Origin of the sequence: Ramlibacter sp. (genome assembly GCF_036383835.1) — a bacterium.
Taxonomy (GTDB): Bacteria; Pseudomonadota; Gammaproteobacteria; order Burkholderiales; family Burkholderiaceae_C; genus Ramlibacter.
On the sequence record NZ_DASVNN010000130.1, the window covers coordinates 1 to 22,819 of the forward strand.

General features: G+C 68.3%; 21 protein-coding genes and 1 riboswitch. Of the genes, 11 read left to right on the top strand and 10 right to left on the bottom strand.

Features of this window, described 5'->3' with window-relative positions; all coding sequences use genetic code 11:
• Positions 1 to 30: 30 nt before the first annotated feature.
• The 4 genes from VF522_RS20385 to VF522_RS20400 all read right to left on the bottom strand — a co-directional run bounded on the left by VF522_RS20385 (position 31) and on the right by VF522_RS20400 (position 4,926).
• Positions 31 to 966, bottom strand: coding sequence for a YihY/virulence factor BrkB family protein (locus VF522_RS20385; protein ID WP_330910145.1), 936 nt, complete (start codon positions 964 to 966; stop codon positions 31 to 33).
• Between the two features lie 83 nt (positions 967 to 1,049).
• A complete protein-coding gene (locus VF522_RS20390) occupies positions 1,050 to 1,493 on the bottom strand; it encodes a glycine zipper 2TM domain-containing protein (protein WP_330910146.1) in 444 nt (147 codons plus the stop codon).
• 82 nt (positions 1,494 to 1,575) lie between these two features.
• Complete coding sequence (gene metH, locus VF522_RS20395; protein ID WP_330910147.1) at positions 1,576 to 4,296, bottom strand: methionine synthase; 2,721 nt, start codon at positions 4,294 to 4,296, stop codon at positions 1,576 to 1,578.
• Positions 4,297 to 4,315: 19 nt separating this feature from the next.
• Positions 4,316 to 4,386: riboswitch (S-adenosyl-L-homocysteine riboswitch) on the bottom strand.
• A 90-nt stretch (positions 4,387 to 4,476) separates the two neighbouring features.
• Positions 4,477 to 4,926 (bottom strand): Lrp/AsnC family transcriptional regulator, encoded by a 450-nt coding sequence (locus VF522_RS20400; protein ID WP_330910148.1) that lies wholly within the window; start codon positions 4,924 to 4,926, stop codon positions 4,477 to 4,479.
• 248 nt (positions 4,927 to 5,174) lie between these two features.
• On the opposite strand from VF522_RS20400, the gene VF522_RS20405 reads away from it, so the two are divergent.
• Positions 5,175 to 6,158 carry a S1C family serine protease gene (locus VF522_RS20405; RefSeq protein ID WP_330910149.1) on the top strand — a complete coding sequence of 328 codons (984 nt, stop codon included), beginning with the start codon at positions 5,175 to 5,177 and terminating at the stop codon, positions 6,156 to 6,158.
• A gap of 15 nt (positions 6,159 to 6,173) precedes the next feature.
• Here the strand turns inward: VF522_RS20405 and VF522_RS20410 are convergent, their stop codons facing one another.
• Positions 6,174 to 6,938, bottom strand: a complete 765-nt coding sequence (locus tag VF522_RS20410) for an MHYT domain-containing protein (protein WP_330910150.1) — start codon at positions 6,936 to 6,938, stop codon at positions 6,174 to 6,176.
• A gap of 180 nt (positions 6,939 to 7,118) precedes the next feature.
• A complete protein-coding gene (locus VF522_RS20415) occupies positions 7,119 to 8,195 on the bottom strand; it encodes a homocysteine S-methyltransferase family protein (protein WP_330910151.1) in 1,077 nt (358 codons plus the stop codon).
• A gap of 49 nt (positions 8,196 to 8,244) precedes the next feature.
• On the opposite strand from VF522_RS20415, the gene recQ reads away from it, so the two are divergent.
• The gene (recQ, locus tag VF522_RS20420) at positions 8,245 to 10,113 is read left to right on the top strand and encodes a DNA helicase RecQ (protein WP_330910152.1); all 1,869 of its coding nucleotides are present in this window, start codon (positions 8,245 to 8,247) and stop codon (positions 10,111 to 10,113) included.
• Positions 10,114 to 10,195: 82 nt separating this feature from the next.
• Here recQ and VF522_RS20425 read toward each other — a convergent pair whose 3' ends face one another.
• Positions 10,196 to 12,496 carry an ATP-binding protein gene (locus VF522_RS20425; protein ID WP_330910153.1) on the bottom strand — a complete coding sequence of 767 codons (2,301 nt, stop codon included), beginning with the start codon at positions 12,494 to 12,496 and terminating at the stop codon, positions 10,196 to 10,198.
• Positions 12,497 to 12,609: 113 nt separating this feature from the next.
• Here VF522_RS20425 and VF522_RS20430 point away from each other — a divergent pair, with 113 nt between their 5' ends.
• The 4 genes from VF522_RS20430 to VF522_RS20445 all read left to right on the top strand — a co-directional run bounded on the left by VF522_RS20430 (position 12,610) and on the right by VF522_RS20445 (position 16,574).
• Positions 12,610 to 13,809 carry a threonine ammonia-lyase gene (locus VF522_RS20430; RefSeq protein WP_330910154.1) on the top strand — a complete coding sequence of 400 codons (1,200 nt, stop codon included), beginning with the start codon at positions 12,610 to 12,612 and terminating at the stop codon, positions 13,807 to 13,809.
• Entirely contained in the window at positions 13,809 to 14,213 is a 405-nt protein-coding gene (locus tag VF522_RS20435) for a PaaI family thioesterase (RefSeq protein WP_330910155.1), read from the top strand. The genes VF522_RS20430 and VF522_RS20435 overlap by 1 nt, the downstream gene beginning before the upstream one ends.
• A gap of 59 nt (positions 14,214 to 14,272) precedes the next feature.
• Entirely contained in the window at positions 14,273 to 14,425 is a 153-nt protein-coding gene (locus tag VF522_RS20440; protein WP_330910156.1) for a hypothetical protein, read from the top strand.
• A gap of 292 nt (positions 14,426 to 14,717) precedes the next feature.
• Positions 14,718 to 16,574: a phosphoenolpyruvate carboxykinase (GTP) gene (locus VF522_RS20445; protein ID WP_330910157.1), complete on the top strand. Its 1,857-nt coding sequence runs from the start codon at positions 14,718 to 14,720 to the stop codon at positions 16,572 to 16,574.
• Between the two features lie 123 nt (positions 16,575 to 16,697).
• On the opposite strand, the gene VF522_RS20450 is transcribed toward VF522_RS20445, so the two are convergent.
• Entirely contained in the window at positions 16,698 to 16,895 is a 198-nt protein-coding gene (locus VF522_RS20450) for a hypothetical protein (protein ID WP_330910158.1), read from the bottom strand.
• A gap of 16 nt (positions 16,896 to 16,911) precedes the next feature.
• A complete protein-coding gene (locus tag VF522_RS20455; protein ID WP_330910159.1) occupies positions 16,912 to 17,223 on the bottom strand; it encodes a hypothetical protein in 312 nt (103 codons plus the stop codon).
• 117 nt (positions 17,224 to 17,340) lie between these two features.
• Here VF522_RS20455 and VF522_RS20460 point away from each other — a divergent pair, with 117 nt between their 5' ends.
• The 4 genes from VF522_RS20460 (at position 17,341) to VF522_RS20475 (ending at position 20,453) form a co-directional block, all read left to right on the top strand.
• A complete protein-coding gene (locus VF522_RS20460; protein ID WP_330910160.1) occupies positions 17,341 to 18,303 on the top strand; it encodes a LysR family transcriptional regulator in 963 nt (320 codons plus the stop codon).
• 74 nt (positions 18,304 to 18,377) lie between these two features.
• Positions 18,378 to 19,352, top strand: a complete 975-nt coding sequence (locus tag VF522_RS20465) for a tripartite tricarboxylate transporter substrate binding protein (protein WP_330910161.1) — start codon at positions 18,378 to 18,380, stop codon at positions 19,350 to 19,352.
• A gap of 27 nt (positions 19,353 to 19,379) precedes the next feature.
• Positions 19,380 to 20,201, top strand: coding sequence for a metallophosphoesterase (locus VF522_RS20470; protein ID WP_330910162.1), 822 nt, complete (start codon positions 19,380 to 19,382; stop codon positions 20,199 to 20,201).
• A gap of 114 nt (positions 20,202 to 20,315) precedes the next feature.
• Complete coding sequence (locus VF522_RS20475; RefSeq protein ID WP_330910163.1) at positions 20,316 to 20,453, top strand: hypothetical protein; 138 nt, start codon at positions 20,316 to 20,318, stop codon at positions 20,451 to 20,453.
• Positions 20,454 to 20,462: 9 nt separating this feature from the next.
• Here the strand turns inward: VF522_RS20475 and VF522_RS20480 are convergent, their stop codons facing one another.
• Positions 20,463 to 21,377 carry a LysR family transcriptional regulator ArgP gene (locus VF522_RS20480; RefSeq protein ID WP_330910164.1) on the bottom strand — a complete coding sequence of 305 codons (915 nt, stop codon included), beginning with the start codon at positions 21,375 to 21,377 and terminating at the stop codon, positions 20,463 to 20,465.
• 78 nt (positions 21,378 to 21,455) lie between these two features.
• On the opposite strand from VF522_RS20480, the gene VF522_RS20485 reads away from it, so the two are divergent.
• Entirely contained in the window at positions 21,456 to 22,781 is a 1,326-nt protein-coding gene (locus tag VF522_RS20485; RefSeq protein WP_330910165.1) for a D-amino acid dehydrogenase, read from the top strand.
• The last annotated feature ends 38 nt before the right edge of the window (positions 22,782 to 22,819 follow it).

The following is a 22,819-nucleotide window of genomic DNA, read 5'->3' on the forward strand; positions in this document are numbered from 1 at the left end:
GGCTTCGCCGCTCACCGCCGACCTACGAGACTACGAGACCGTGTAGGGCGGGGTGAGCGCGCGAAGCGCCGAACCCCGCCGCTGCACCGCGTGTTCCTCCACCGCGCGCGCGGACGCAGCGCCCAGCAGCAGCACCGCCGACGAGAAGTAGATCCACATCAGCAGCACGATCAGCGAGCCGGCGGCGCCGTAGGCCGACACCACCGCGGCACTGGAGAGATAGATCGCCATCAGCTGCCGGCCCAGCGTGAACAGGATGGCGCCCACGCAGGCGCCGAACACGAGGTGGCGCGTGCGCGGCTTCGGCCCGCCGGACAGGCGCATGAGGCCCAGGAACAAGGCGGCACCGAAGACGAAGCCGATCGCCTCGTTGAGCACCCGCGCCGCGATCTCCACCGGGATCCAGTCACCTGCCCAGCCGGAGAACATCGACAGCACCGTGGACACCACCAGCGACACCAGCAGCAGGAAGCCGAACACGAGGATGTAGCCGATGCCGCGCAGGCGCAGCGAGGCGATGTGCCAGAAGTTCTGTTTCGGCGCCGGGCCCCGGCCATGCGACCAGAGGCGCTCGAACGCGTTCTGCAGTTCGCCGAACACGCCGGTGGCCCCGAACAGCAGCACCACGAAGCCGGCGATGGTGGCCGCGATCCCCTGCTTCGGCTCCTGCGCGCTGTGCAGGGCCTCGGCGATCACCGCCGTGCCCTGCGCGCCGATGACCGATCCGATCTGCTGCAGCAGCCCCTTCTCCAGCACGGTGCGGTCCATCCACCACCCCAGCATGCCGACGATCGCCAGCAGCAGCGGCGCGAGGCTCAGGATGCCGTAGAAGGACATGGCCGCGCTCATGCGCATGCCGCCCGCTTCGCTCCACAGCTGGAAGGCGCGCGCGATCGGCCTGGCGGTCTGCAGCAGGCCGCGCAAGCGGCGGGGAACGCGGTCGGACAGCGCCATGCCGCTCAGCATGGCGCAGCGCTTCAGCCGCGCCTATCGGCGCGGCCTCGCTTCGACGGTAGGAGGATGACGACGCCCGGCAGGGCGCCGCGGGATCAGGAAGCGACGGCGACGATCGCCTTGCCGTTCACCTTGACGATGGAGCCGGACTTCCAGCCGGGAGCGGCTTCCTGCTCGAACTTGCGGATCGAGCCGTCGTGCATCTTCACCGTGGTGACGAACACTTCCTTGGACGTGACGTGCTTCTGCACTTCGTTGCCCGCGAAGCCGCCGGCCACGGCGCCGCCGACGGTCATGGCCGTCTTGCCGTTGCCCTTGCCGAACTGGTTGCCGAGCAGGCCGCCGGCCGCGGCGCCGGCCACGATGCCGACCGCGCCGCCTTCACCCTTGCGCTTTTCCTTCTTCACGCCCTGGACGTAACCGCAGTCGTCGCACGACTTCATCTTCTTGGCGATGCCGGGCGGGAAGCCGTGCGGGTTGTCGGCCATGGCGTTGAGGGCACCGAAAGCCAGCAGGCTGGCGATGACGAGTTTCTTCATGAGGTTTTCTCCTTCTCTGCCGTCATTCAACGGCAGAGCCAGGCTTCCGGCGTACCGCCGGCTTGTCATTCCGTGTAATGGTTCACAGATTCGGCGCGAGCAGGCGCTGCACATCCTCGATTGCGGCGCCTTTGCGACGCGCCATGTCCTGCAGCTGGTCGTCGCCGATGCGGCCGACGTTGAAGTAGGTGCTGTCCGGATGGCCCAGGTAGAAGCCGCTCACGCTGGCCGCCGGGCTCATCGCCAGGCTCTCGGTGATGCCCATGCCGATCTCATCCGGATGCAGAAGCGCGAACATGTCGCGCTTGATGCTGTGGTCGGGACAGGCGGGGTAACCGGGCGCGGGACGGATGCCGCTGTACTTCTCGCCGATCAGCTGCTCGTTGGACAGGGCCTCGTCGGCCGCGTAGCCCCACAGGTCCTTGCGCACGCGTTCGTGCAGCGCTTCGGCCAGCGCCTCGGCGAGGCGGTCGGCCAGCGCCTTGAGCATGATCGCGGAGTAGTCGTCGTGGTCGGCCAGGAAGTACTGCTCCTTCTTGTCGACGCCGATGCCGGCCGTCACCGCGAACACGCCGACGTAGTCGTCGGCCACGCCCTTGGGCGCGACGAAGTCGGCCAGGCAGCGGCTCGGGCGCATCACGCCGTCGATCACCTGCTTCTCGGTCTGCTGGCGCAGGCCGTACCAGGTGAGCACCGGCTGCTCGCGCTTTTCGTCGGCGTAGAGCTGGATGTCGTCGTCGTTCACCGTGTTCGCCGGCCAGAAACCCAGCACCGCGTTGGCGGTGATCCAGCGGCCCTCGATCAGGCGCTTGAGCATGCGCTGGCCATCCGAGAAGACGCGCACCGCTTCGGCGCCGACGACCTCGTCCTTCAGGATCGCGGGGAAGGGCCCGGCCAGGTCCCAGGTCTGGAAGAAGGGTCCCCAGTCGATGTAGCGCGCCAGTTCGGCCAGGTCGTAGTTCTTGAACACGCGCCGGCCGATGAACTTCGGCCTGGGCGGCACGCGGCTGAAGTCCACCGGCGTCTTGTTGGAGCGCGCCTTGGCCAGCGGCCACAGCGGCACCTGCTTCTTGTTGGCGTGCTGGTGGCGCACCTTCTCGTAATCCGCGTTGACGTCGGCGATGAACTTCGCCGCCTGGTCGGACAGCAGGTTCTGCGCCACGCTGACGCTGCGCGAGGCATCGGGCACGTAGACCACCGGGCCTTCGTAGTGCGGCGCGATCTTCACCGCCGTGTGCACGCGGCTGCAGGTGGCGCCGCCGATCAGCAGCGGGATCTTCTTCACGCGGAAGTGCTCGTCCTTCTGCATCTCGCCGGCGACGTACTGCATCTCCTCCAGCGAAGGCGTGATCAGGCCCGACAGGCCGACGATGTCCGCGCCCTCGACCTTGGCCCGGGCCAGGATCTCGTGGCACGGGACCATCACGCCCATGTTCACCACCTCGAAGTTGTTGCACTGGAGGACGACGGTGACGATGTTCTTGCCGATGTCGTGCACGTCGCCCTTCACGGTGGCGATGACGATCTTGCCCTTGGAGCGGACGTCCTCGCCGGCCGCTTCCTGCAGCCGCTTCTCTTCCTCGATGTAGGGAATGAGATGGGCCACCGCCTGCTTCATCACGCGGGCGGACTTCACCACCTGCGGCAGGAACATCTTGCCGGCGCCGAACAGGTCGCCGACGATGTTCATGCCGTCCATGAGCGGGCCTTCGATCACGTGCAGCGGGCGGCCGCCCCTGGCGACGACCTTCTGGTACATCTCCTCGGTGTCGGGGACGATGTGGTCGGTGATGCCGTGCACCAGTGCGTGCGCCAGGCGCTGCTCCACCGGGTTCTGCCGCCACTCGTTCTTCTTCGTATCGTCCTTGGCCGCGCCCTTGGCCTGCTCGGCGATCTCCACCAGCCGCTCGCCGGCGTCGGGACGGCGGTTCAGCACGACGTCCTCGACGCGCTCGCGCAGCTCGGGCTCGACGTCGTCGTACACGCCGACCATGCCGGCGTTGACGATGCCCATGTCCATGCCCGCCTTGATCGCATGGAACAGGAACACGGTGTGGATCGCCTCGCGCACCGGATCGTTGCCGCGGAAGGAGAAGCTCACGTTCGAGACGCCGCCGGAGACCTTCGCGCCCGGCAGGTTCTGCTTGATCCACTGGGTGGCTTCGATGAAGTCGACCGCGTAGTTGTTGTGCTCCTCGATGCCGGTGGCGATCGCGAAGATGTTCGGGTCGAAGATGATGTCCTCGGGCGCGAAACCGACCTCGTCCACCAGGACGCGGTAGGCGCGCTCGCAGATCTCGATCTTGCGCTGGTAGGTGTCGGCCTGGCCTTTCTCGTCGAAGGCCATCACCACGGCGGCGGCGCCGTAGCGCCTGACCAGCGTGGCCTGCCGCTTGAACTCGGCCTCGCCTTCCTTCATCGAGATCGAGTTGACGATGCCCTTGCCCTGGACGCAGCGCAGGCCCGCCTCGATCACCTCCCACTTGGAGGAGTCGATCATGATCGGCACGCGGGCGATGTCGGGCTCGCTGGCGATCAGGTTCAGGAAACGCACCATGGAGGCCTTGCTGTCCAGCATGGCCTCGTCCATGTTGATGTCGATCACCTGCGCGCCGTTCTCGACCTGCTGCCGCGCGACGGCGAGCGCCTGCTCGAACTGGCCGGCCAGGATCAGGCGGGCGAAGGCCTTGGAACCGGTGACGTTGGTGCGCTCGCCGATGTTGACGAACAGGCTGCCGGGGCCGATGGAGACGGGCTCCAGGCCGGACAGCTTCATGGGGGGAACGGAGGGCTGCTCTTGCATACTCACCTCGGGGTTGGATCCAAAGTGAGCGCGGTTGGGGTCCATCTCAAGCCTGACAGTCCACGGACTGCTGCAGCGCTCCTTGAGCAGATGGGGATTTTAGCAATGGTGGGCACGTCACCGTGCCCACCCTACGGATACCGGTTGGACCCGTAGGGTGGGCAGCTCCGCTGCCCACCATCACAAAGGCAGATCCGCCTTCTTCAAGGTCCTGAGCACGAACGACGACTTGCTGTGCCGGATCCCCTTGATCTTGTACAGCCTCTCGCGCAGCAGCCGCTCGTAGTCGCGCGTGTCCTTCACCGCCACCCGCAGCAGGTAGTCGTACTCGCCGGAGACCAGGTAGGCCTCGATCACCTCGGGGATCGTCGCCAGCACCTCGCCGAACTTCTCCAGCGTGTTGTCGGTGTGGCTGTCCAGCGTGAGCTGCACCAGCACCGTGTCGTTCAACTCCAGCGCCTGCGGATTCAGGCGCACGGTGTAGCCCTCGATCACGCCGGCCAGCTCCATCTTCTTGATCCGCTCCCAGCACGGCGAGGCGCTCAGCCCGACGGCGTGGCCGATCTGCTGCAGGCTGGCGCGGGCGTCCTGCTGCAGGACCTTGAGGATTTTGCGGTCGATCGCGTCCATGGCCCCCAGTCTATCGGCATCCAGGGGATTCGACAGAAGGATTTTCGTCCTCTTCCAAGGAAGTCCAGCAAAACAGCAAGACTTTCCGGCCCATCCCCGGCAAAGTTCATGGCGTGGGACGAACGCTTACCGGCCAAGTCCCACGGCGAGGGGCCGGCGGGTTATCGCCCGCCGGGCCCGGCGCTGACTCCGGTGACCGCCCTTGTTTTCCAGGGGCCGCCGCCCCATCTGGACTGCCTGGAGCCAGCATGGGTGCACGCGATCTCGACCTTCTCGATGCCTATTCGCGCACGGTGACGCAGGTCGCCGAGCAGGTGGGGCCCAGCGTGGCCGCCGTGCAGTTGCTCGACGGCGCCGGCCAGGCCGCCGGCAGCGGCTCGGGCTTCCTCTTCACGGCCGACGGCTACCTGCTCACCAACTCGCACGTGGTGCGCGCCGGCCAGGCGAAGCGGCCGGACGCCACGCGCCGCTTCCACGCCTCCTTCAGCGACGGCCGGCATTTCGTCGCGCGCTGGGTCGGCGACGACCCGCACACCGACCTCGCGCTGCTGCAGGTCGACGGCCTGTCGCAAGGCGCGCTGACCCCGGCGACGCTGGGCCGCTCGGCCGACGTGAAGCGCGGCGAGATCGCCGTCGCGATCGGCAATCCGCTCGGCTTCGAGCACACCGTGACCGCGGGCATCGTCAGCGCGCTGGGACGCAGCATGCGCGCGTCCACCGGGCGCCTGATCCCCGACGTGATCCAGACCGACGCCGCGCTCAATCCGGGCAACTCCGGCGGCCCGCTGCTCAATGCGCGCGGCGAGGTGATCGGGGTGAACACCGCCATCATCCCGCAGGCGCAGGCGATCTGCTTCGCGGTGGCGGTGGACATCGCGCACCTCGTGATCCCGGAGCTGCTGCGGCATGGCCGCGTGCGGCGTGGCTACCTCGGGGTCGGCGGCAGCACCACCCGGCTCGATCGTCGCATCGTGGTGCCGCTCGGACTGGAGCAGTCCAGCGCCGTGCACGTCCTCTCGGTGGAAGCGGGCAGCCCCGCCGAACGCGCGGGACTGCGCCCCGGCGACCTGCTGCTCGGCATCGACGGCCAGGCGATCGCTTCGGTCGACGCGCTGTACCAGGCCCTGAAGCCCGAGCGCGTCGGCCGCGACAGCGTCGTGAAGCTGCTGCGGCCGGGAAGCGCGCAGCCCCTGTACCTCACGGTACGGCCGCTGGAGGCGGCGGAGGGCTGACGCGTCCCGCGGGACTCAGGCGCGGCGTGCCCCCGCGGGCGTGCCGCCCTGTTTCGCGTTGCCGCCCAGGATTCCCAGCAGGTTCCAGGTCAGCACCACCAGCACCAGCCCCGCGACGCCGAACACCATCGGGATCAGGTCGCCGCCGATGGACCAATCGGGCGTGGACTGCTGCGCGATGCAGATGAAGTCCGCCGCCGCCATGCCCGTGTAGTGCATGGTGCAGACGGCGACGCCCATCACGAGCGCGGCGCCGATGCGGTGCGAGGTCTGGCGCACGTGGGAGGCGAGCCAGAGCGCGGCCGCCGCGGCTGTGATCGCGATCGCGACGGACGCGGCCACCGTGAGCAAGTCCAGCCGCATCTCGGCGCGCAGGTTCATGGCGTACATGCCCATGTAGTGCATGACGCAAACGCCCAGGCCGGCCAGCACGCTGCCGAACATCCAGCCGGTGCGGTTGAAGCGGCCGCCGCGGTTGGCAAGCAGCAGGGCGATGCCGGCGATGACGATGGCGGCCACGAGGGACGCCACCGTGAGCACGCCGTCGTAGACCACGGGCAGCGGCAGGCGATAGCCCATCACGCCCAGGAAATGCATGGTCCAGATGCCGATGCCGCCCAGCGCCACCGCGGCGCCGGTCACCATCGCCCAATTGAGCTTGCCGCCGCGCCCGTACATGAACTGCGCGTGATGCAGGCCCGCATACGAGCCCAGCACCGACACCACGTACGACACGAACACCACCGCCATGTCATGGCGGGCCTGGAGAATATCTCCCACTTGGATTTGCACTGCTTTTCTTCCCTGTTTGTTGAACACCCGTTGCCGTGGTTTGGTTCCACGACGAACGGCCGATCGAATCTACGGGTGGGCCCGCGAAACGGTCAACGAACGGGAAGCGAAGCGTGGCGCGGAAACCTTAGGCGATTTCCGTGTGCCGGGTGGGGTCCGCCCTATGCCTTACGCGGCGTCCTTATGGAAGTAATCCCGCCGCAGCGAACGGGTGGGCAGCGGCTGCACTGCCTGCCCGATCGCGGCGATGTGTTCCGGCGTGGTGCCGCAGCAGCCGCCGACGATGTTCACCAGCCCCTCGGCGGCGAACTCGCGCAGCAGGCGCGAGGTGTCTTCCGGCTTCTCGTCGAAGCCGGTGTCGCTCATGGGATTGGGCAGGCCCGCGTTGGGATAGCAGCTGATGAAGGTATCGTCGACGATCCGGCTCAGCTCCTGGATGTAGGGGCGCATCAGCGCCGCGCCCAGCGCGCAGTTCAGGCCGACCGCCAGCGGCTGCGCATGGCGCACGCTGTGCCAGAAGGCGGTGACGGTCTGGCCGCTCAGGATGCGGCCCGAGGCGTCGGTGACGGTGCCGCTGATGATGAGGGGCAGCCGCTCGCCGGTCTCGACGAATACTTCGTCGATCGCGAACAGCGCCGCCTTGGCGTTGAGCGTGTCGAAGATGGTTTCCACCAGCAGCAGGTCGCAGCCACCTTCCATGAGGCCTTCGACCTGCTCCTTGTAGGAGGCCCGCAGCTGCTCGAAATCCGTATTGCGCGCGCCCGGGTCGTTGACGTCCGGGCTGATGCTGGCGGTGCGCGGCGTCGGGCCGAGCGCGCCGGCCACGAAGCGCGGCTTGTCGGGCGTGGAGTACTTGTCGGCCGCGCCGCGGGCGAGCTTCGCCGCCGCCACGTTCATCTCGCGGGCGACGTGCGCCAGGCCGTAGTCCTCCTGGGCCACCGTGTTGGCGCCGAAGGTGTTGGTCTCGACGATGTCGGCGCCGGCGGCGAGGTAGCCCTCGTGGATGTCGCGGATCACGTCGGGACGCGTCAGCACCAGCAGGTCGCTGTTGTTCTTCACGTCCTTGGGGTGGTCGCGGAAGCGCTCGCGGCCACTTTCGGGGGCCGCCTGGGTGGTCCCGCGGAAATCGTCTTCGGTCAGCCTGAAGCGCTGGATCATGGTGCCCATCGCCCCATCCAGGATCAGGATGCGTTGCTTCAGCAACCCGGGCAGCGCCTGGGCGCGTGTATAGATCACAGGCTTCATGGTCGTCGAATTGTAGGGACAAGGCGTTAGACCTGTAGCTTCCGGGACAATGCACGGCTTGGCTACCACTCCGCTCTCCCTCCTCAAGGACGTCTTCGGCTACGCCGCCTTCCGCGGCGCCCAGGCCGAGATCGTCGACCACGTCGTCGCCGGCGGCGACGCCCTGGTGCTCATGCCCACCGGCGGCGGCAAGTCGCTGTGCTACCAGATCCCCGCGCTGGCCCGCCAGCATGCCGGCCAGGGCGTCACGATCGTCGTGTCCCCCCTGATCGCGCTGATGCACGATCAGGTCGGCGCGCTGCACGAGGTCGGCGTGCAGGCCGCCTTCCTCAACTCCACCCTGAGCGGCGAGGAAGCCAACGCGGTCGAAAAGCGTCTGCTGCGCGGCGAGATCACCCTGCTCTATGCCGCGCCGGAGCGCGTGGCGACGCCTCGTTTCCTGTCGCTGCTCGACAGCCTGTACCAGAAGCGGCAGCTGGCGCTGTTCGCCATCGACGAGGCGCATTGCGTGAGCCAGTGGGGCCACGATTTCCGGCCGGAATACCGCGCGCTCGCCGTGTTCCACGAGCGCTATCCGGGCGTGCCGCGCATCGCGCTGACGGCCACGGCGGACGCCAACACCCGCGCCGACATCGTGCAGCACCTGCAGCTGGAAGAGGCGCGCCAGTTCGTCAGCAGCTTCGACCGCCCCAACATCCGCTACACGATCGCGGAGAAGAAGGATCCCACGCTGCAGCTGCTGCGCTTCATCGAGCGCGAGCACGCCGGCGAGGCCGGCATCGTCTACTGCCAGTCGCGCAAGCGGGTGGAGGAGATCGCCGAAGTCCTGTGCCGCGAGGGCATGGACGCCCTGCCCTATCACGCGGGGCTCGACGCCGAAGTGCGCCAGCGCCACCAGGACCGCTTCCTGCGCGAGGAAGGCGTGGTGATGACGGCCACCATCGCCTTCGGCATGGGCATCGACAAGCCGGACGTGCGCTTCGTCGCCCACCTCGATTTGCCGAAGAACATCGAAGGCTACTACCAGGAAACCGGGCGCGCCGGCCGCGACGGCCTGCCTTCCGACGCCTGGATGGCCTACGGCCTGCAGGACGTCGTGAACCAGCGCCGCATGATCGACGAGAGCCCCGCCGGCGAGGAATTCAAGCAGGCGCTGCGCGGCAAGCTCGATGCGCTGCTGGCGCTGGCCGAAGCCACCGACTGCCGCCGCGTGCGCCTGCTCGGCTACTTCGGCGAGCACGCCCAGCCCTGCGGCAATTGCGACAACTGCCTCACGCCGCCCGCCATGTGGGACGGCACGGAAGCGGCGCGCATGCTGCTGTCGACGATCTACCGCGTGCAGCAGGCCAACGGCCTGCACTTCGGCGCGGGGCACATCATGGACACCCTGCGCGGCAAGGACACCGAGAAGGTGCGCCAGTTCGGCCACCAGAAGCTGTCCACCTACGGCATCGGCTCGCAATATTCCGAGCAGCAGCTGCGTGGCGTGCTGCGCCAGCTGATCGCCACCGGCGCGCTAGAGGTGGATGCGGCGGCGTTCAATACGCTGCACCTCACCGAGAGTTCGCGCCTGGTGCTCAAGGGCGAGCGCGAGGTGCTGCTGCGCGAGTCGGTGAGCCAGCCGGCGGGCCGCTCACGCACGCGCGATCGCGGCGGTTCGAAGGCGACGCCCGCGGTCGCCGCGGCGCTGGACAGCGCGGGGCAGCAGCGCTTCGCGGCGCTGAAGTCGTGGCGCACGGAAGTGGCGAAGGCGCACAACCTGCCGGCGTACATCATCTTCCCCGACGCCACGCTCGCGGCGATCGCGGCACTGAACCCGGGCTCGCTCGACGACCTCACGCTGGTCAGCGGGATCGGCGCGAAGAAGCTGGAGAGCTATGGGGCGCAGGTGATGGATGTGTTGCAGGCGATGGCTTGAGCGGTCCGTCATTCCCGCGGAGGCGGGAACCCAGGGCGTCGAAAGCGGAAGCCCTGGATCCCCGCCTGCGCGGGGATGACGGCTACTGCAAGAACCCGATGCTCCGCGCCTCCCGCACCTCCGGCTTGATCCGGTGCTCCGCCTCCAGCTGCTCGAGGAACTCCTCCGGCGTGAGCTGCGCGGCGAGGATCTCCACCTGGCGCTTCACCGCGGCGAAGTCGCCGGGCGCGAGCTGGTCCAGCTTGGCGAGACGCGCGACAGCCTCGACCGACAGCTTCTCGCGGTCCCCCGCCAGCGCCTCGGTCACGAACATCTTCTCCCGCTGCGGCGCGGTGAGCGGCTTGAACCGGATCTTGAACGCGAAGCGGCGCAGCGCCGCCTGGTCGATGCGGTCCATCAGGTTGGTGGTGCAGATGAAGATGCCGGCGAAGCGCTCCATGCCCTGCAGCATCTCGTTGACTTCCGTCACCTCGTAGTTGCGCTGGGCGCCGCGGCGGTCCTGCAGGAAGCTGTCGGCTTCGTCCAGCAGCAGCACCGCCTTCTCGCTCTCCGCCTCGCGGAACATCGACGCCATGTTCTGCTCGGTCTCGCCGACGAACTTGCTCATGAGGTCGCTCGCCTGCTTGATCAGGAGCGGCTTGTCGAGGCTGCGTGCGATGTGTTCGGCCAGCGCCGTCTTGCCGGTGCCCGGCGCGCCGTAGAAACACAGCGTGCCGTGGCCGCGCGCCTTGAGCGCTTCCACGATGCGCGGCACCTCGTAGCGCGACTCGACGTTCAGCATGTCGAGGTCGTAGGTGGTGACGCTGCGGCGCGCGCCGCCGTCGTCGCTGCGCGTGCCGAGCGCGCGGTCCGCGTTGCGCAGTTGCCGCTCGATCAGTTCCTCCGCCGGCACGTCCTCGTGCGCGGCGAGCCCCGCGAAACGCACCGCGGTGCGGATCTGCGCCGGCGTGAGCCCCTTGCGTTCGGTCAGCTTGGCGACGAAGGCCGGCGACACGCTCACGCCCTCGAGCGTCTTGAGCACCAGCGCCTCGCGCGCGCCCGGCGGCGGCGACTTCAGTTCGAGGTGGTAGGCGAAGCGGCGGCGGAAGGCCGGATCGATCTGCTCGATGCGGTTCGTGACCCAGATCGTCGGCACCGGATTCGATTCCAGGATCTGGTTGACCCAGGCCTTGCCGCTGACGCTGCCCGAAGGCGGCGCCACCACCTGCTCGGCGCGCGCCATCAGTTGCGCGGCCTCGCTGGAGATCGGCGGGAACACGTCTTCCACTTCGTCGAACAGGAGCGCCGCCTGCGCGCTGCCCTTGAGGAACACCTGCGCGATCTGCAGCGAGCGGTAGCGGTCGCGGCCGGACAGCGAATTGCCGTCGCGATCGGCGTATTCCACCTCGAACAGCTCCAGCCCCGCGACCTGCGCCACCACCTTCGCGAGTTCGGTCTTGCCGGTGCCCGGCGGGCCGTACAGCAGCACGTTGACGCCGGCTTCCTTGCGCTCCACCGCGTTGCGCAGCATGCTGCGCAGCACCTGCGCGTCGTCGGCGACGAAGCCGAAGTCCTCCAGCGTGAGCTCGCTCTTCGCCGAAGGACGGGTGAACACCGCCATCAGCTCGTTCTGGTCGCGATATTCGCGCATCAGCACCGGAGGCAGCTTTTCGCTCACCTTCATCAGGTCGGCGAGGTCGGTGATGTTGTGCTCGGAGATCAGGTTCTCCACCAGGCCGATGCGCTCCAGGCGCGAGCCCGCGCGCAGCGCCTCGCCGACGTCGGCGGCGTTCACGCCCGCCACTTCGGCGATCGCCGCGTAGGCCTCCGGCGCGTTGTTCACCTTGAACTCCACCAGCAGGCTGCGCAGGTCGCGCTGGTAGCGCGCCAGCGTGCCGTACAACAGCAGCGCGCGTTCCGCCTTGTTCAACTGCAGCAGGTTGGCGAGCGCGTCGATGTTCTTCTCCACCAGCGTGGAGTGCTTCTTCAATGCGTGCGTGAGCCAGTCGCCGGTGACGGCCAGCACCGACAGCAGGTCCTTGGGCTGGTCCTTCGCGTATTCGTCCAGGTAGAAGAACAGCGTGCCTTCCTCGTACGGGCCGCGCCACACGCCGTGCCGGTCGAGGAATTCGCGCACGGCGAGCTGCTCGTGGCCGCGCCAGAACTCGTTGTCCTTGCAGCGCCGGCCCAGGAACTCGCGCAGGCGATCGAGCGAAGGCATCGGCCACACCAGGTGCCGGCCCGCGAGCGACAGCAGGCCGTTGAGGTCGCGGCGCACGTTGAACTTCGCGCCCTGTTTCGCCGCCAGCGTCAGCACGAAGTGCGAGCACATGAGGTCCAGCACCGGGGCGTCCTTGAGGCCCGGGGAAGGCAGCAGCTGCAGATCGAGCGAACGCTTGGCCAAACGACCTCCGTGGATTGCGCCGTCCTACGATAGCGCGGGATGATGCTACATGGAAAGCCGCGCGGCGGTGGCCGCCAACCCGCGATGGCCGGCGCCCAAGCACAATGCCCCCCATGATCGGCCTGAAGGACATCCGCGAAGCAGCCGCCCGCCTGCATGGACAGGTGCTCGTCACGCCCTGTGTCGAATCCCGCACGCTGTCGCAGATTGCGGACTGCCAGGTGTTCCTGAAGTTCGAGAACCTGCAGTTCACCGCATCCTTCAAGGAGCGGGGTGCCTGCAACAAGCTGGCACAGCTGAGCCAGGAGGAACGGCGGTACGGCGTGGTCGCCATGAGCGCCGGCAACCATGCCCAGGGCGTGGCTTACCACGCGCAGCGCCTCGGCATGCGCGCCGTGATCGTGATGCCGCGCTTCACGCCGGTGGTGAAGGTGGAGCGCACCCGGGGCTTCGGCGCCGAGGTCGTGCTGCACGGCGACACGCTGGAGGAGGCCCGCGGCCACGCATTGGAGCTGGCGCAGGCGCGGCAGCTCACCTTCGTTCACCCCTACGACGACGCGGCCATCATCGCGGGCCAGGGCACGGTGGCGCTGGAGATGCTGGAAGCCGTGCCGCAACTCGACACCCTGGTGGTGGCCATCGGCGGCGGCGGACTGATCGGCGGCATCGCCGCGGCGGCCAAGTCGCTCAAGCCCGGCATCCGCGTGATCGGCGTGCAGACGCTGCGCTTTCCCAATATGTACAACGCGTTGAAACACGACGCGCTGCCGCAGGGCGGGCCGACGATCGCCGAGGGCATCGCGGTCGGCCGCCCGGGCCAGCTCACGCAGCAGCTGGTGGAAAAGTACGTAGACGACATCGTGCTGGTCGACGAGGGCGACATCGAGCAGGGCATCGTGATGCTGCTGGACATCGAGAAGACGCTCGTCGAGGGCGCCGGCGCCGCGCCGCTCGCGGCGATGAACAAGGAGCCGGAGCGCTACCGCGGCCGCAAGGTCGGGTTGGTGCTGGGCGGCGGCAACATCGACCCGATGCTGCTGGCGGCGATCATCCAGCGCGGCATGGTGCGGGCCGGCCGGCTCGCGCGGCTGAAGGTCTGCGCCCGCGACGTGCCGGGCTCGCTGGCGAAGATCACCACGGTGGTCAGCGAGGCCGGCGGCAACATCGACGAAGTCCACCACCAGCGCGCCTTCACCTTGCTGGCGGCGCAGAACGTGGAGATCGAACTGGTGGTGCAGACCCGCGGCCGCGCCCACGTGGAGGGGCTGCTGGAGGCGCTGCGCGCGGCCGGATTCCAGGCGGAGGAGGAATGATGGACAAGGACACCCTGCAGGGAGCGCTGCCCGAGTACTTCGCGCCGTGGGTGCAGGAACTCGGGCTGCGCGTGGAGCACTTCGATGCGGGCAGCGTCACGCTGAGGCTGCCGCACGACGCGAAGCTCGCGCGCGCGGGCAACATGCTCTGCGGCCAGGCCATGATGGCGGCGGCGGACACGGCCATGGTGCTGGCGCTGATCAACCAGTTCGGCTCGTTCAAGCCCTGCACCACCGTGCAGATGAACACCAGCTTCCTCAAGCCGCTGTCGGCCCAGGACGCGCTGGTGCAGGCGCGCATCGTCCGTGCCGGCAAGTCGCTGGCGTTCGGCGAGATCGACATCCGCGGCGCCGAGGACGGCAAGAGCGCCTGCCGCGCCACCACCACCTACGCCCTCCTCTGACGGGCGGGGGCGGGCGGGTTGGCTAGAATCGGGGGATCCGACAGAACACCGAGGACCCCATGACGAGCCCCAACGAGCCCACCCACCATGGCCACGACTACGAGCCGCAGGATGCGGTGGAAGCCGTGGTGCCCGCCATCCCGATCGTGCTGCCCATGGTCGGCGCGGCGCTGATGTTCCTGCTGGCCTTCATCGCCATCTACATGGCCTGATCCGGCAACGACCCCCTCTCTTCCAAAGGCCCCCGAGCAGCGATGCCCGGGGGCCTTTGTCCTTTGCGCGGCAGGAAGCTGCCCGACGCATAACCTCATGCATGTTTTGCATGGAATCGCCGCAGTTCAACTGGTCCCTGCCGGTCGCGCTCCCTAAAATGGGCGCCTCCCAGCCGACCCAGCGGCGACCCATCCCGCCCCTGCAGCCGACTGAGCCGAAGCCTGTTTTGAAAGGGCGCGCAGCGGCCTGCCTCCTTTGGAAACACGCTTTTCAACTTAGGAGCTCCAGAGGATGAACTCTCCCGTCATGCGCGGCCTGAACGTCCAGGCCCCCAACTACGTCAAGAACGCCAAGCTGATCGCCTGGGTGGCCGACATGGTCGCCCTGTGCAAGCCGGACCAGGTCGACTGGTGCGACGGCAGCCAGGAGGAATACGACCGCCTGTGCCAGCTGCTGGTGGACAAGGGCACCTTCAAGAAACTGAATCCGGCCAAGCGCCCCGGTTCCTTCCTGGCCTGGTCCGATCCGAGCGACGTCGCCCGCGTCGAAGACCGCACCTTCGTCTGCTCGCGCCAGAAGGACGACGCCGGCCCGACCAACAACTGGGTCGACCCGCAGGAGATGCGCGCGACGATGCAGCCGCTGTTCGACGGCTGCATGCGCGGCCGCACGATGTACGTGGTGCCCTTCTCCATGGGCCCGCTCGGCTCCGATATCGCCCACATCGGGGTGGAGCTCTCCGACAGCGCCTACGTGGCGGTCAACATGCGCCTGATGACCCGCATGGGCAAGGCGGTGTACGACGTGCTGGGCGTCGACGGCGAGTTCGTGCCCTGCGTGCACACCGTCGGCGCGCCGCTGCAGCCGGGCGAGAAGGACAAGACCGCCTGGCCGAACAACAAGACCAAGTACATCGTGCACTACCCCGAGACGCGCGAGATCTGGTCGTACGGTTCCGGCTACGGCGGCAACGCGCTGCTGGGCAAGAAGTGCTTCGCGCTGCGCATCGCCTCCACCATGGGCCGCGACCAGGGCTGGCTCGCCGAGCACATGCTGATCCTGGGCGTGACCAATCCCCAGGGCAAGAAGTACCACGTGGCCGCCGCCTTCCCCTCGGCCTGCGGCAAGACCAACTTCTCCATGCTGGTCCCGCCCAAGGGCTTCGAAGGCTGGAAGGTCACCACGATCGGCGACGACATCGCCTGGATCAAGCCCGCCGCCGACGGCCGCCTGTACGCGATCAATCCGGAAGCCGGCTACTTCGGCGTGGCGCCCGGCACGAACTACAAGACGAATCCCAACTGCATGGATTCGCTCAAGAAGGACGTGATCTACACGAACGTCGCCCTGACCGATGACGGCGACGTCTGGTGGGAAGGCATGGACGGCGAAGCGCCGGCCCACGCCATCGACTGGCAGGGCAAGGACTGGACGCCGCAGATCGCCCGCGAGACCGGCGCCAAGGCCGCGCATCCCAACGCGCGCTTCACCGTCGCCGCGACCAACAACCCCGTGCTCGACCCGGCCTGGGACGACCCCGCCGGCGTGCCGATCGACGCCTTCATCTTCGGCGGCCGCCGCTCCACCACCGTGCCGCTGGTGACCGAAGCCAACGACTGGGTGGAAGGCGTCTACATGGCCGCCACCATGGCCTCCGAGACCACCGCCGCCATCATCGGCGCGCAGGGCGTGGTGCGCCGCGACCCGTTCGCCATGCTGCCCTTCACCGGCTACAACATGAGCGACTACTTCCGGCACTGGCTCACCCTGGGCCGCAAGCTGGAGGCGTCGGGCGCCAGGCTGCCCAAGATCTTCACCACCAACTGGTTCCGCAAGGACGCCGACGGCAAGTTCGTCTGGCCGGGCTACGGCGAGAACATGCGCGTGCTGAAGTGGATGATCGACCGCATCGAAGGCAAGGCCCAGGGCGAGCAGCATGCCTTCGGCATCAGCCCCGGCTACCAGGAACTGAACTGGGAAGGCCTGCCCTTCACCCGGGAGCAGTTCGACAAGGTGATCTCCATCGACCTGCCGGCCTGGGAAAAGGAACTGCAGCTGCACCAGGAGCTGTTCCAGCAACTGGCGACGCGGCTGCCGCAGGAGCTGAAGGACACCAAGGCGGCGATCGAGAAGCGGCTGGCGGCTTGATCGTGGGTGCTGGGGTTGCTCCCCAGCCTACGAAGCCGCCACCCCCGCGCAGGCGGGGGCCCAGGGCATCCGAAAAACAAAAAGCCACCCCTCAGGTGGCTTTTGTCATTCAGGCTGCGAGACTCAATCCCGCCAGGGCCGCAGCTGATACGGGATCGCTGCGTCCACCACGGGCGAATGCCTGCGCGCCAACTTCTGCTGGCGCTCGCGCCAGCGGCGCTGGGCCACGCGGTAGGACCAGGCGTCCAGCAGGCCGAGCACGGGGCGCGGCAGGACCTGGACAAACTGGCTCACCAGGGAGGTGTAGACGGTAGCGCCCATGACTCCCCCTCCCGGTTTACAGGTAGCCGCGGAGGTCGCGCTGGGCGTCCCGGCTCATGGCGCGGCTCAGGTCGGCCATGATGCGGGCGTCGGTGAGCGCCAGCTTCCACAGCTTGTCGTCGGCCCGGCGCTGGGCGCGGACGGCGGCCAGGGACTCCAGCTTGGCGCGGACCTTGGCGGCCGCGCGGGTCACCGGCGAGCCGATGAAAGCCAGGCCGTGCAGCACCACATGGGTGGCATTCAGGCTGGCGAGGACTTCCAGGCCACGGGCGACACGGGTGATGCCGGCGTGCTGTTGCGGATATTCAGCTTGGATGAAGCGTGCCATTTTTTTCTTCCCCTTCAGGTCGCTTGCGGCGGTATGTCGCTTGCGTGGGATGAATACTAGGGTCTACCCTGATATTTGGCTACTTTTTAGTAGTGATGCATATCATTCACCAAACGTATGAAACCACCCAATTTCCGGACCCTGGACCTGAACCTGCTGCGGGTCTTCGACCAGGTCATGGCCGAGCGCAACCTGACCCGGGCGGCGCGCAACCTGTCGATGACCCAGCCCGCCGTCAGCAACGCCCTGAACCGGCTGCGGGACGCCCTGGGCGACCGGCTGGTCACCCGCAGCGGCTACGGGGTGGAACCGACGCCGCGGGCGCAGGCGCTGTGGCCGGCGATCGCCGATGCCCTGCGCCAGCTCGAGTCGTCGATCACGCCGGGCCAGTTCATCGCCTCCGAGGCGAACACCACCTTCTCCATGGCGCTGGCCGACGCCACCGGGGCCGAGCTGATGCCCGGGCTGGTCGAGATCCTGGAACGGGACGCGCCGGGCGTGACCGTGCGCTGCCAGCCCCTCACCACGCGCGATCCGCGCCAGCTGCTCGACGAAGGCCAGATCGACATCGCCGTCGGCTTCTTCCCGGCGGTGCTGGCCGACCTCACCGCCCAGGCCCAGGCCGGCGGCCTGGCTGCCTTCGACCACCAGCGCCTGTACGACGGGCGCTATGTCTGCGTGATGCGCAAGGACCATCCCCTGTCGCGCGGGCCGCTCACGCTCAAGCGCTTCTGCGAGGCCCGCCACATGCTGGTGAGCTTTTCGGGCCGGCCCTACGGCTTCATCGACGAGGCCCTCGCGTCCCTGGGGCGCAGCCGGCGCGTGGTGCTGACGGTGAACCAGTTCTTCACCGCCGGCCGGGTGGTCGTGACCTCCGACCTGCTCACGGTGCTGCCGGCGCACTTCGTCGACGTGACCGGCCGCGCCGAGCAGCTGGTGCAGCGCGACCTGCCCTTCGACGTGCCGCCGGTGCACGTGGACGCGCTGTGGCACCGCCGCCAGGGCCAGCGCAGCGACCACGCCTGGCTGCGCCTCGCGCTCGCCGCTTCCGCCCAGAAGGCCTTCGCGAAGGCGCCGTAGAGGCCCGGCCCCATGGACTTGGGCACGCCGCTTGCGTACGCTGGGCATCGCCACCGCGTGGCAAGGAGAGCGCCATGTCCCGTATCCCGTCCCGCCGCCGCTTCCTGCAGGCGGTGTCCGCCGGCGCCGCGAGCGTCGCCCTGCCCGCCTTCGCGGCGTACCCGGACCGGCCGATCCGCATCGTGGTGACCTTCCCGGCCGGCGGCGCCAGCGACATCGTCGCCCGCGCGCTGGGCGAACAGCTGGCGACGAAGCTCGGCCAGGCCGTGGTGGTCGACAACCGGCCCGGTGCCGGCGGCAGCGTCGGCGGGCTCAACGTGACGCAGTCCGCGCCCGATGGCTACACGCTGATGCTGTCCAACTCCACGCCGATCTCGATCGGCCCCTTCGCGCTGGAGAAGCAGCCCTACGACCCGGTCGAAGGCTTCACGCACATCGCGCTGGTCGGCAGCGCGCCTTGCGTGGTGATGGCGAACCCGAAGTCGGGGCTCAAGACCATCGCCGACCTGGAGGCGATGGCGAAGAAGTCCGGCCGTCTCGATTTCGGCTCCGGCGGACCGGCCTCCATCGGCCACATCTACGGCGAGCTGATGAAGAACGCGCTGGGCATCAACATGGTCCACGTGCCCTACCGCGGCGGCGCGCCGATGACCACCGACCTGATCGCGGGCGTGGTGCCGGTGGGCATCGACGTCGTGACCGCCTTCGTGCCCTACTTCAAGAGCGGCCAGATCTTGCCGCTGGCGGTGACCTCGGCCAACCGCTCGCCGCTGGTGCCCGACGTGCCCAGCGTCGTCGAGAGCGGCCATCGCCGGCTGGTGCTGGACAACTTCTTCGGCCTGTCGGGGCCGGCCAAACTGCCGGCCGACGTGGTGACGCGCCTGCACGCGGCGGTCAACGAGATCCTGGCCGGCGCGGACTTCAAGCGGCGCATGGTGGACCTGGGCATCAGCACCAACGCGGTGAGCCAACCGGCCTTCGCCGCCTTCGTCAAGGAACAGGTGGCGCAGCTCGCGCCGGCCGTCAAGGCCGCCGGCGTCAAACTCTGAAGGCGCAAAGGCCCGGACAATGGCGGGGTGAAGATCCAGCTGATGTCCGACCTCCACCTGGAAGGGCACCCCCACTACCGCCCGCGTCCCGCCCCCGAAGCCGAGCTGCTCGTGCTGGCCGGCGACATCGGGTCCTACCAGTCCGGCACGCTGCTGCAGGACCATGACTTCGGCCTCGCGCCCTTCTCGCCGAAGCAGGGCTGGCCGGTGCCGGTGCTCTACGTGCCCGGCAACCACGAATACGACGCGCTCGACTTCGACCACACGCACGCGCGGCTGCGCGAGACCTGCGAACGGCTGGGCATCACCTGGCTGGAACGGGAGGTACTGGTGCGCGACCGTGTCCGCTTCGTCGGCACCACGCTGTGGGCCGACTTCGATGCACTGGTGCACAAGCCGGGGCAGCCCGAGCCGACGCTGCAGGAAGCGCTGAAGCAGCGGCACAAGGCCTTCCGCGCCGCCAACTACTACCTGAAGAAAGCGGCCGCCATGCGGCACGGGCAGATGATGCTGGCCGAGGGCTGGCGCGAACAGGCGCTGGTGTGCGAGGCCTGGCTGCGCGACGCGCTCGCGCAGCCTTTCGACGGCACCACCGTCGTCGTCACGCATTTCGCCCCCAGCTTGCGCAGCGCCGATCCGCGCTACGGCGAGACGCCGGCAACCGCGGGTTTCTGCAACTCGCTGGAGGACCTGATGCAGCAGGCGGACTTCTGGCTGCACGGCCACCTGCATTGCCAGCACGACTACGTGGAAGGCCGCTGCCGCGTGGTGGCCAACACCCTCGGCTACGCGCGCAAGGGCGAACAGGAAGGTTTCCGGGAAACCTTCGTCCTCGATCTCGGGGCCTGAGACGCGAATTTTTTTGGGAACAACTGCCACAGGGGCTTTACACAAGCGACGCGAACGCCTCGCGCAAAGCGCGCACACTGGCTCCCGAGAAAAATACGTATTGGGGAGTTGGACATGAAGCCGCTATGGACCCCGACGATCGCCTGGATCGTGGCCATCGTCATCGCGATCCTGCTGGCGCTGGCCGGCCCCGAGCCCTTCGGACCCGCGCCCGGCGACCTCCTGCCGCACGGCTCCACCGCGCCGCGCTGAGCGCGCCCGTCAAGCCGCGCTGAGGGCCTGGCGCGCCGCTTCGGCCAGCGCGTTCGTCAGCTGGTCCAGCACCGCGGACTCCAGGTTCCAGCAGTGCCAATAGAGCTGCACCGGCACCTTCGCCTGCGGCAGCACGTTCACCAGCTCTCCCTGCGCGAGCAGTCCGCGCACCAGCGATTCCGGCACCACGCTCGCGCCCCAGCCGGCCAGCACCGCGCGCACCTGTCCTTCGGAACTCGGGACGAAGAACTGGTGGAGGGACACGCGCTTCAGGCCGAAAGCCCTGGCCACGAACTCCGCCTGCATGTCGTCCTTGCGGTTGAAGGCGACGAAGGGGATGTCCTTGAAGTTGTGCGGCGTGAGTCCCTGGGGAAAGCGCTCGCGCGCGAAGTCGGCCTGCGCCACGGCGACGTAATCCATCGCACCGAGCGGCAGCACCTTGCAGCCGCGCAGCGCCTGCTTCACCGTCGTCACGCATCCCATCACCTGGCCTTCGCGCAGCCACTCGTGGGTGAAGTCCTGGTCGTCGGTGACGATCTCCAGCGGCAGGCCCTGGCGCGCGACCGCGTTCAGCGCCGGCAGCGCCCAGGTCGCGATGCTGTCGGCGTTGATGGCGAGCGAGATCCGCTCCTCCTCGCGCGCGCCACCGGCCGAGCTGGGCGCGAGCTCGCGCAAATCACGCTCGATGTCCGCGCGCAGCAGGCGCAGCTGGCGCGTGTGCTTGAGCAGCAGGTGGCCCGCCGAAGTCGGCCTGATCGGACGGCTGCGCACGATCAGCACGGTCCCCACCTGGGCTTCGAGCGCGCGCAACCTCTGCGATACCGCCGATTGCGTGATGTTGAGCCGCTGGGCGGCGCGCTCGAAGCCGCCTTCCTCCACGATGGCGGCCAGGCATTCGAGCGCGGCCGGGTCGAAGGTCTGCATGGATTAGCAATCCTGATGATTTCTGAATCAGTTTAATCTTGCTTTTGGAATGGGGCGGCGTGGACCAAACTATCGGCCATGCAAACCCTCGTCCTCGGCGCCGGCATCATCGGCATCAGCACCGCCTGGCATCTCGCCGAACGCGGCCATGAAGTCATCGTGGTGGACCGCCAGCCCGACGCCGCGCTGGAGACGAGCTTCGCCAACGCGGCGCAGATCTCGGTGAGCTACTGCGAGCCGTGGGCCAACCGGCATGCCCCGGCGAAACTGCTGAAGTGGATGTTCCGCAACGACGCGCCGCTGCTGTTCCGCCCGCAGCTGGACTGGCAGCAATGGCGCTGGGGCCTGCAGTTCCTCGGCCAATGCAACGACGCGGCTTTCGAGCGCAACGTCCAGCAGCTGGTGGCCCTGGGCGCCTACAGCCACGCCACGCTCAAGGACGTCGTGTCCGCCACCGGCATCGAATACAGCCGCCTCGAGCGCGGCATCGCCCATTTCTACACCGACCAGAAGGCTTTCGACGACGCCGGTGTCGCGGCCGGGCTCATGCAGCAGTACGGCGTGGACCGCAAGGTGGTGAGCCGCGAAGAGCTGTTCGCCGTCGAGCCGGCCTTCCGCAATTTCGACAGGATCGTCGGCGGCACCTATACGTCCACCGACGAGAGCGGTGACGCCCGCGTGTTCACGCAGAAGCTGGCCCAGCTGTGCGAGGCGCGCGGCGTGCGCTTCCTGTTCAACCACGACGTCGAGCGGCTGGAGACGGCCGGCGGCGAGATCGCCGCGGTGCGGGTGCGCGATCGCGCGACCGGCGCCGTGCAGCGCCTGGTGGCCGACGACGTCGTCGTGGCCTGCGGTTCCTACACCGCGCCGCTGCTGCGCCAGGTGGGCGTGGACCTGCCGATCTATCCGGGCAAGGGCTACAGCGCGACCTTCAAGCTGAAGAAGCCGGCCGACGCGCCCTTCGTAAGCTCGATCGACGACGAAGTGAAGGTGGCGATGAGCCGCCTGGGCGACGAGCTGCGCGTGGCGGGCACCATCGAAGTGTCCGGCTACGACGCGACTTTGAATTCGCAGCTGGCGCAGGACCGTTGCCGGATGCTGGCGCAGCGCATCGAGAAGGTGCTGCCCGGCGTGTGCGACACGCGCCTGCCGGAAGAAGGCGGCGACCCGAAGTTCTGGACCGGCCTGCGTCCGGCGACGCCGACCAACATCCCGTACATCGGCCGCACCAGGGTCGCAGGCCTGTGGGTCAACGCGGGCCACGGCACGCTGGGCTGGACCCACGGCGCCGGCTCGGGCAAGGCGATGGCGGAGCTGATCGACGGACGGAAGCCGGCGATGGCGTTCAACTTCTACGGCTATGAGCCGCGGGCGAAGATGGAGATGGAGCTGGCGAACGCCTGACGGTTCGTCACCCCCGCGCAGGCGGGGGTCCAGGGCTT

Bases quoted from the DNA above. Each gene is read 5' to 3' on its own strand.
- VF522_RS20385 (WP_330910145.1), bottom strand. From the start codon at position 966: ATGCTGAGCGGCATGGCGCTGTCCGACCGCGTTCCCCGCCGCTTGCGC.
- VF522_RS20390 (WP_330910146.1), bottom strand. From the start codon at position 1,493: ATGAAGAAACTCGTCATCGCCAGCCTGCTGGCTTTCGGTGCCCTCAAC.
- metH (WP_330910147.1), bottom strand. From the start codon at position 4,296: ATGCAAGAGCAGCCCTCCGTTCCCCCCATGAAGCTGTCCGGCCTGGAG.
- VF522_RS20400 (WP_330910148.1), bottom strand. From the start codon at position 4,926: ATGGACGCGATCGACCGCAAAATCCTCAAGGTCCTGCAGCAGGACGCC.
- VF522_RS20405 (WP_330910149.1), top strand. From the start codon at position 5,175: ATGGGTGCACGCGATCTCGACCTTCTCGATGCCTATTCGCGCACGGTG.
- VF522_RS20415 (WP_330910151.1), bottom strand. From the start codon at position 8,195: ATGAAGCCTGTGATCTATACACGCGCCCAGGCGCTGCCCGGGTTGCTG.
- recQ (WP_330910152.1), top strand. From the start codon at position 8,245: ATGCACGGCTTGGCTACCACTCCGCTCTCCCTCCTCAAGGACGTCTTC.
- VF522_RS20430 (WP_330910154.1), top strand. From the start codon at position 12,610: ATGATCGGCCTGAAGGACATCCGCGAAGCAGCCGCCCGCCTGCATGGA.
- VF522_RS20435 (WP_330910155.1), top strand. From the start codon at position 13,809: ATGGACAAGGACACCCTGCAGGGAGCGCTGCCCGAGTACTTCGCGCCG.
- VF522_RS20440 (WP_330910156.1), top strand. From the start codon at position 14,273: ATGACGAGCCCCAACGAGCCCACCCACCATGGCCACGACTACGAGCCG.
- VF522_RS20445 (WP_330910157.1), top strand. From the start codon at position 14,718: ATGAACTCTCCCGTCATGCGCGGCCTGAACGTCCAGGCCCCCAACTAC.
- VF522_RS20450 (WP_330910158.1), bottom strand. From the start codon at position 16,895: ATGGGCGCTACCGTCTACACCTCCCTGGTGAGCCAGTTTGTCCAGGTC.
- VF522_RS20455 (WP_330910159.1), bottom strand. From the start codon at position 17,223: ATGGCACGCTTCATCCAAGCTGAATATCCGCAACAGCACGCCGGCATC.
- VF522_RS20460 (WP_330910160.1), top strand. From the start codon at position 17,341: ATGAAACCACCCAATTTCCGGACCCTGGACCTGAACCTGCTGCGGGTC.
- VF522_RS20465 (WP_330910161.1), top strand. From the start codon at position 18,378: ATGTCCCGTATCCCGTCCCGCCGCCGCTTCCTGCAGGCGGTGTCCGCC.
- VF522_RS20475 (WP_330910163.1), top strand. From the start codon at position 20,316: ATGAAGCCGCTATGGACCCCGACGATCGCCTGGATCGTGGCCATCGTC.
- VF522_RS20480 (WP_330910164.1), bottom strand. From the start codon at position 21,377: ATGCAGACCTTCGACCCGGCCGCGCTCGAATGCCTGGCCGCCATCGTG.
- VF522_RS20485 (WP_330910165.1), top strand. From the start codon at position 21,456: ATGCAAACCCTCGTCCTCGGCGCCGGCATCATCGGCATCAGCACCGCC.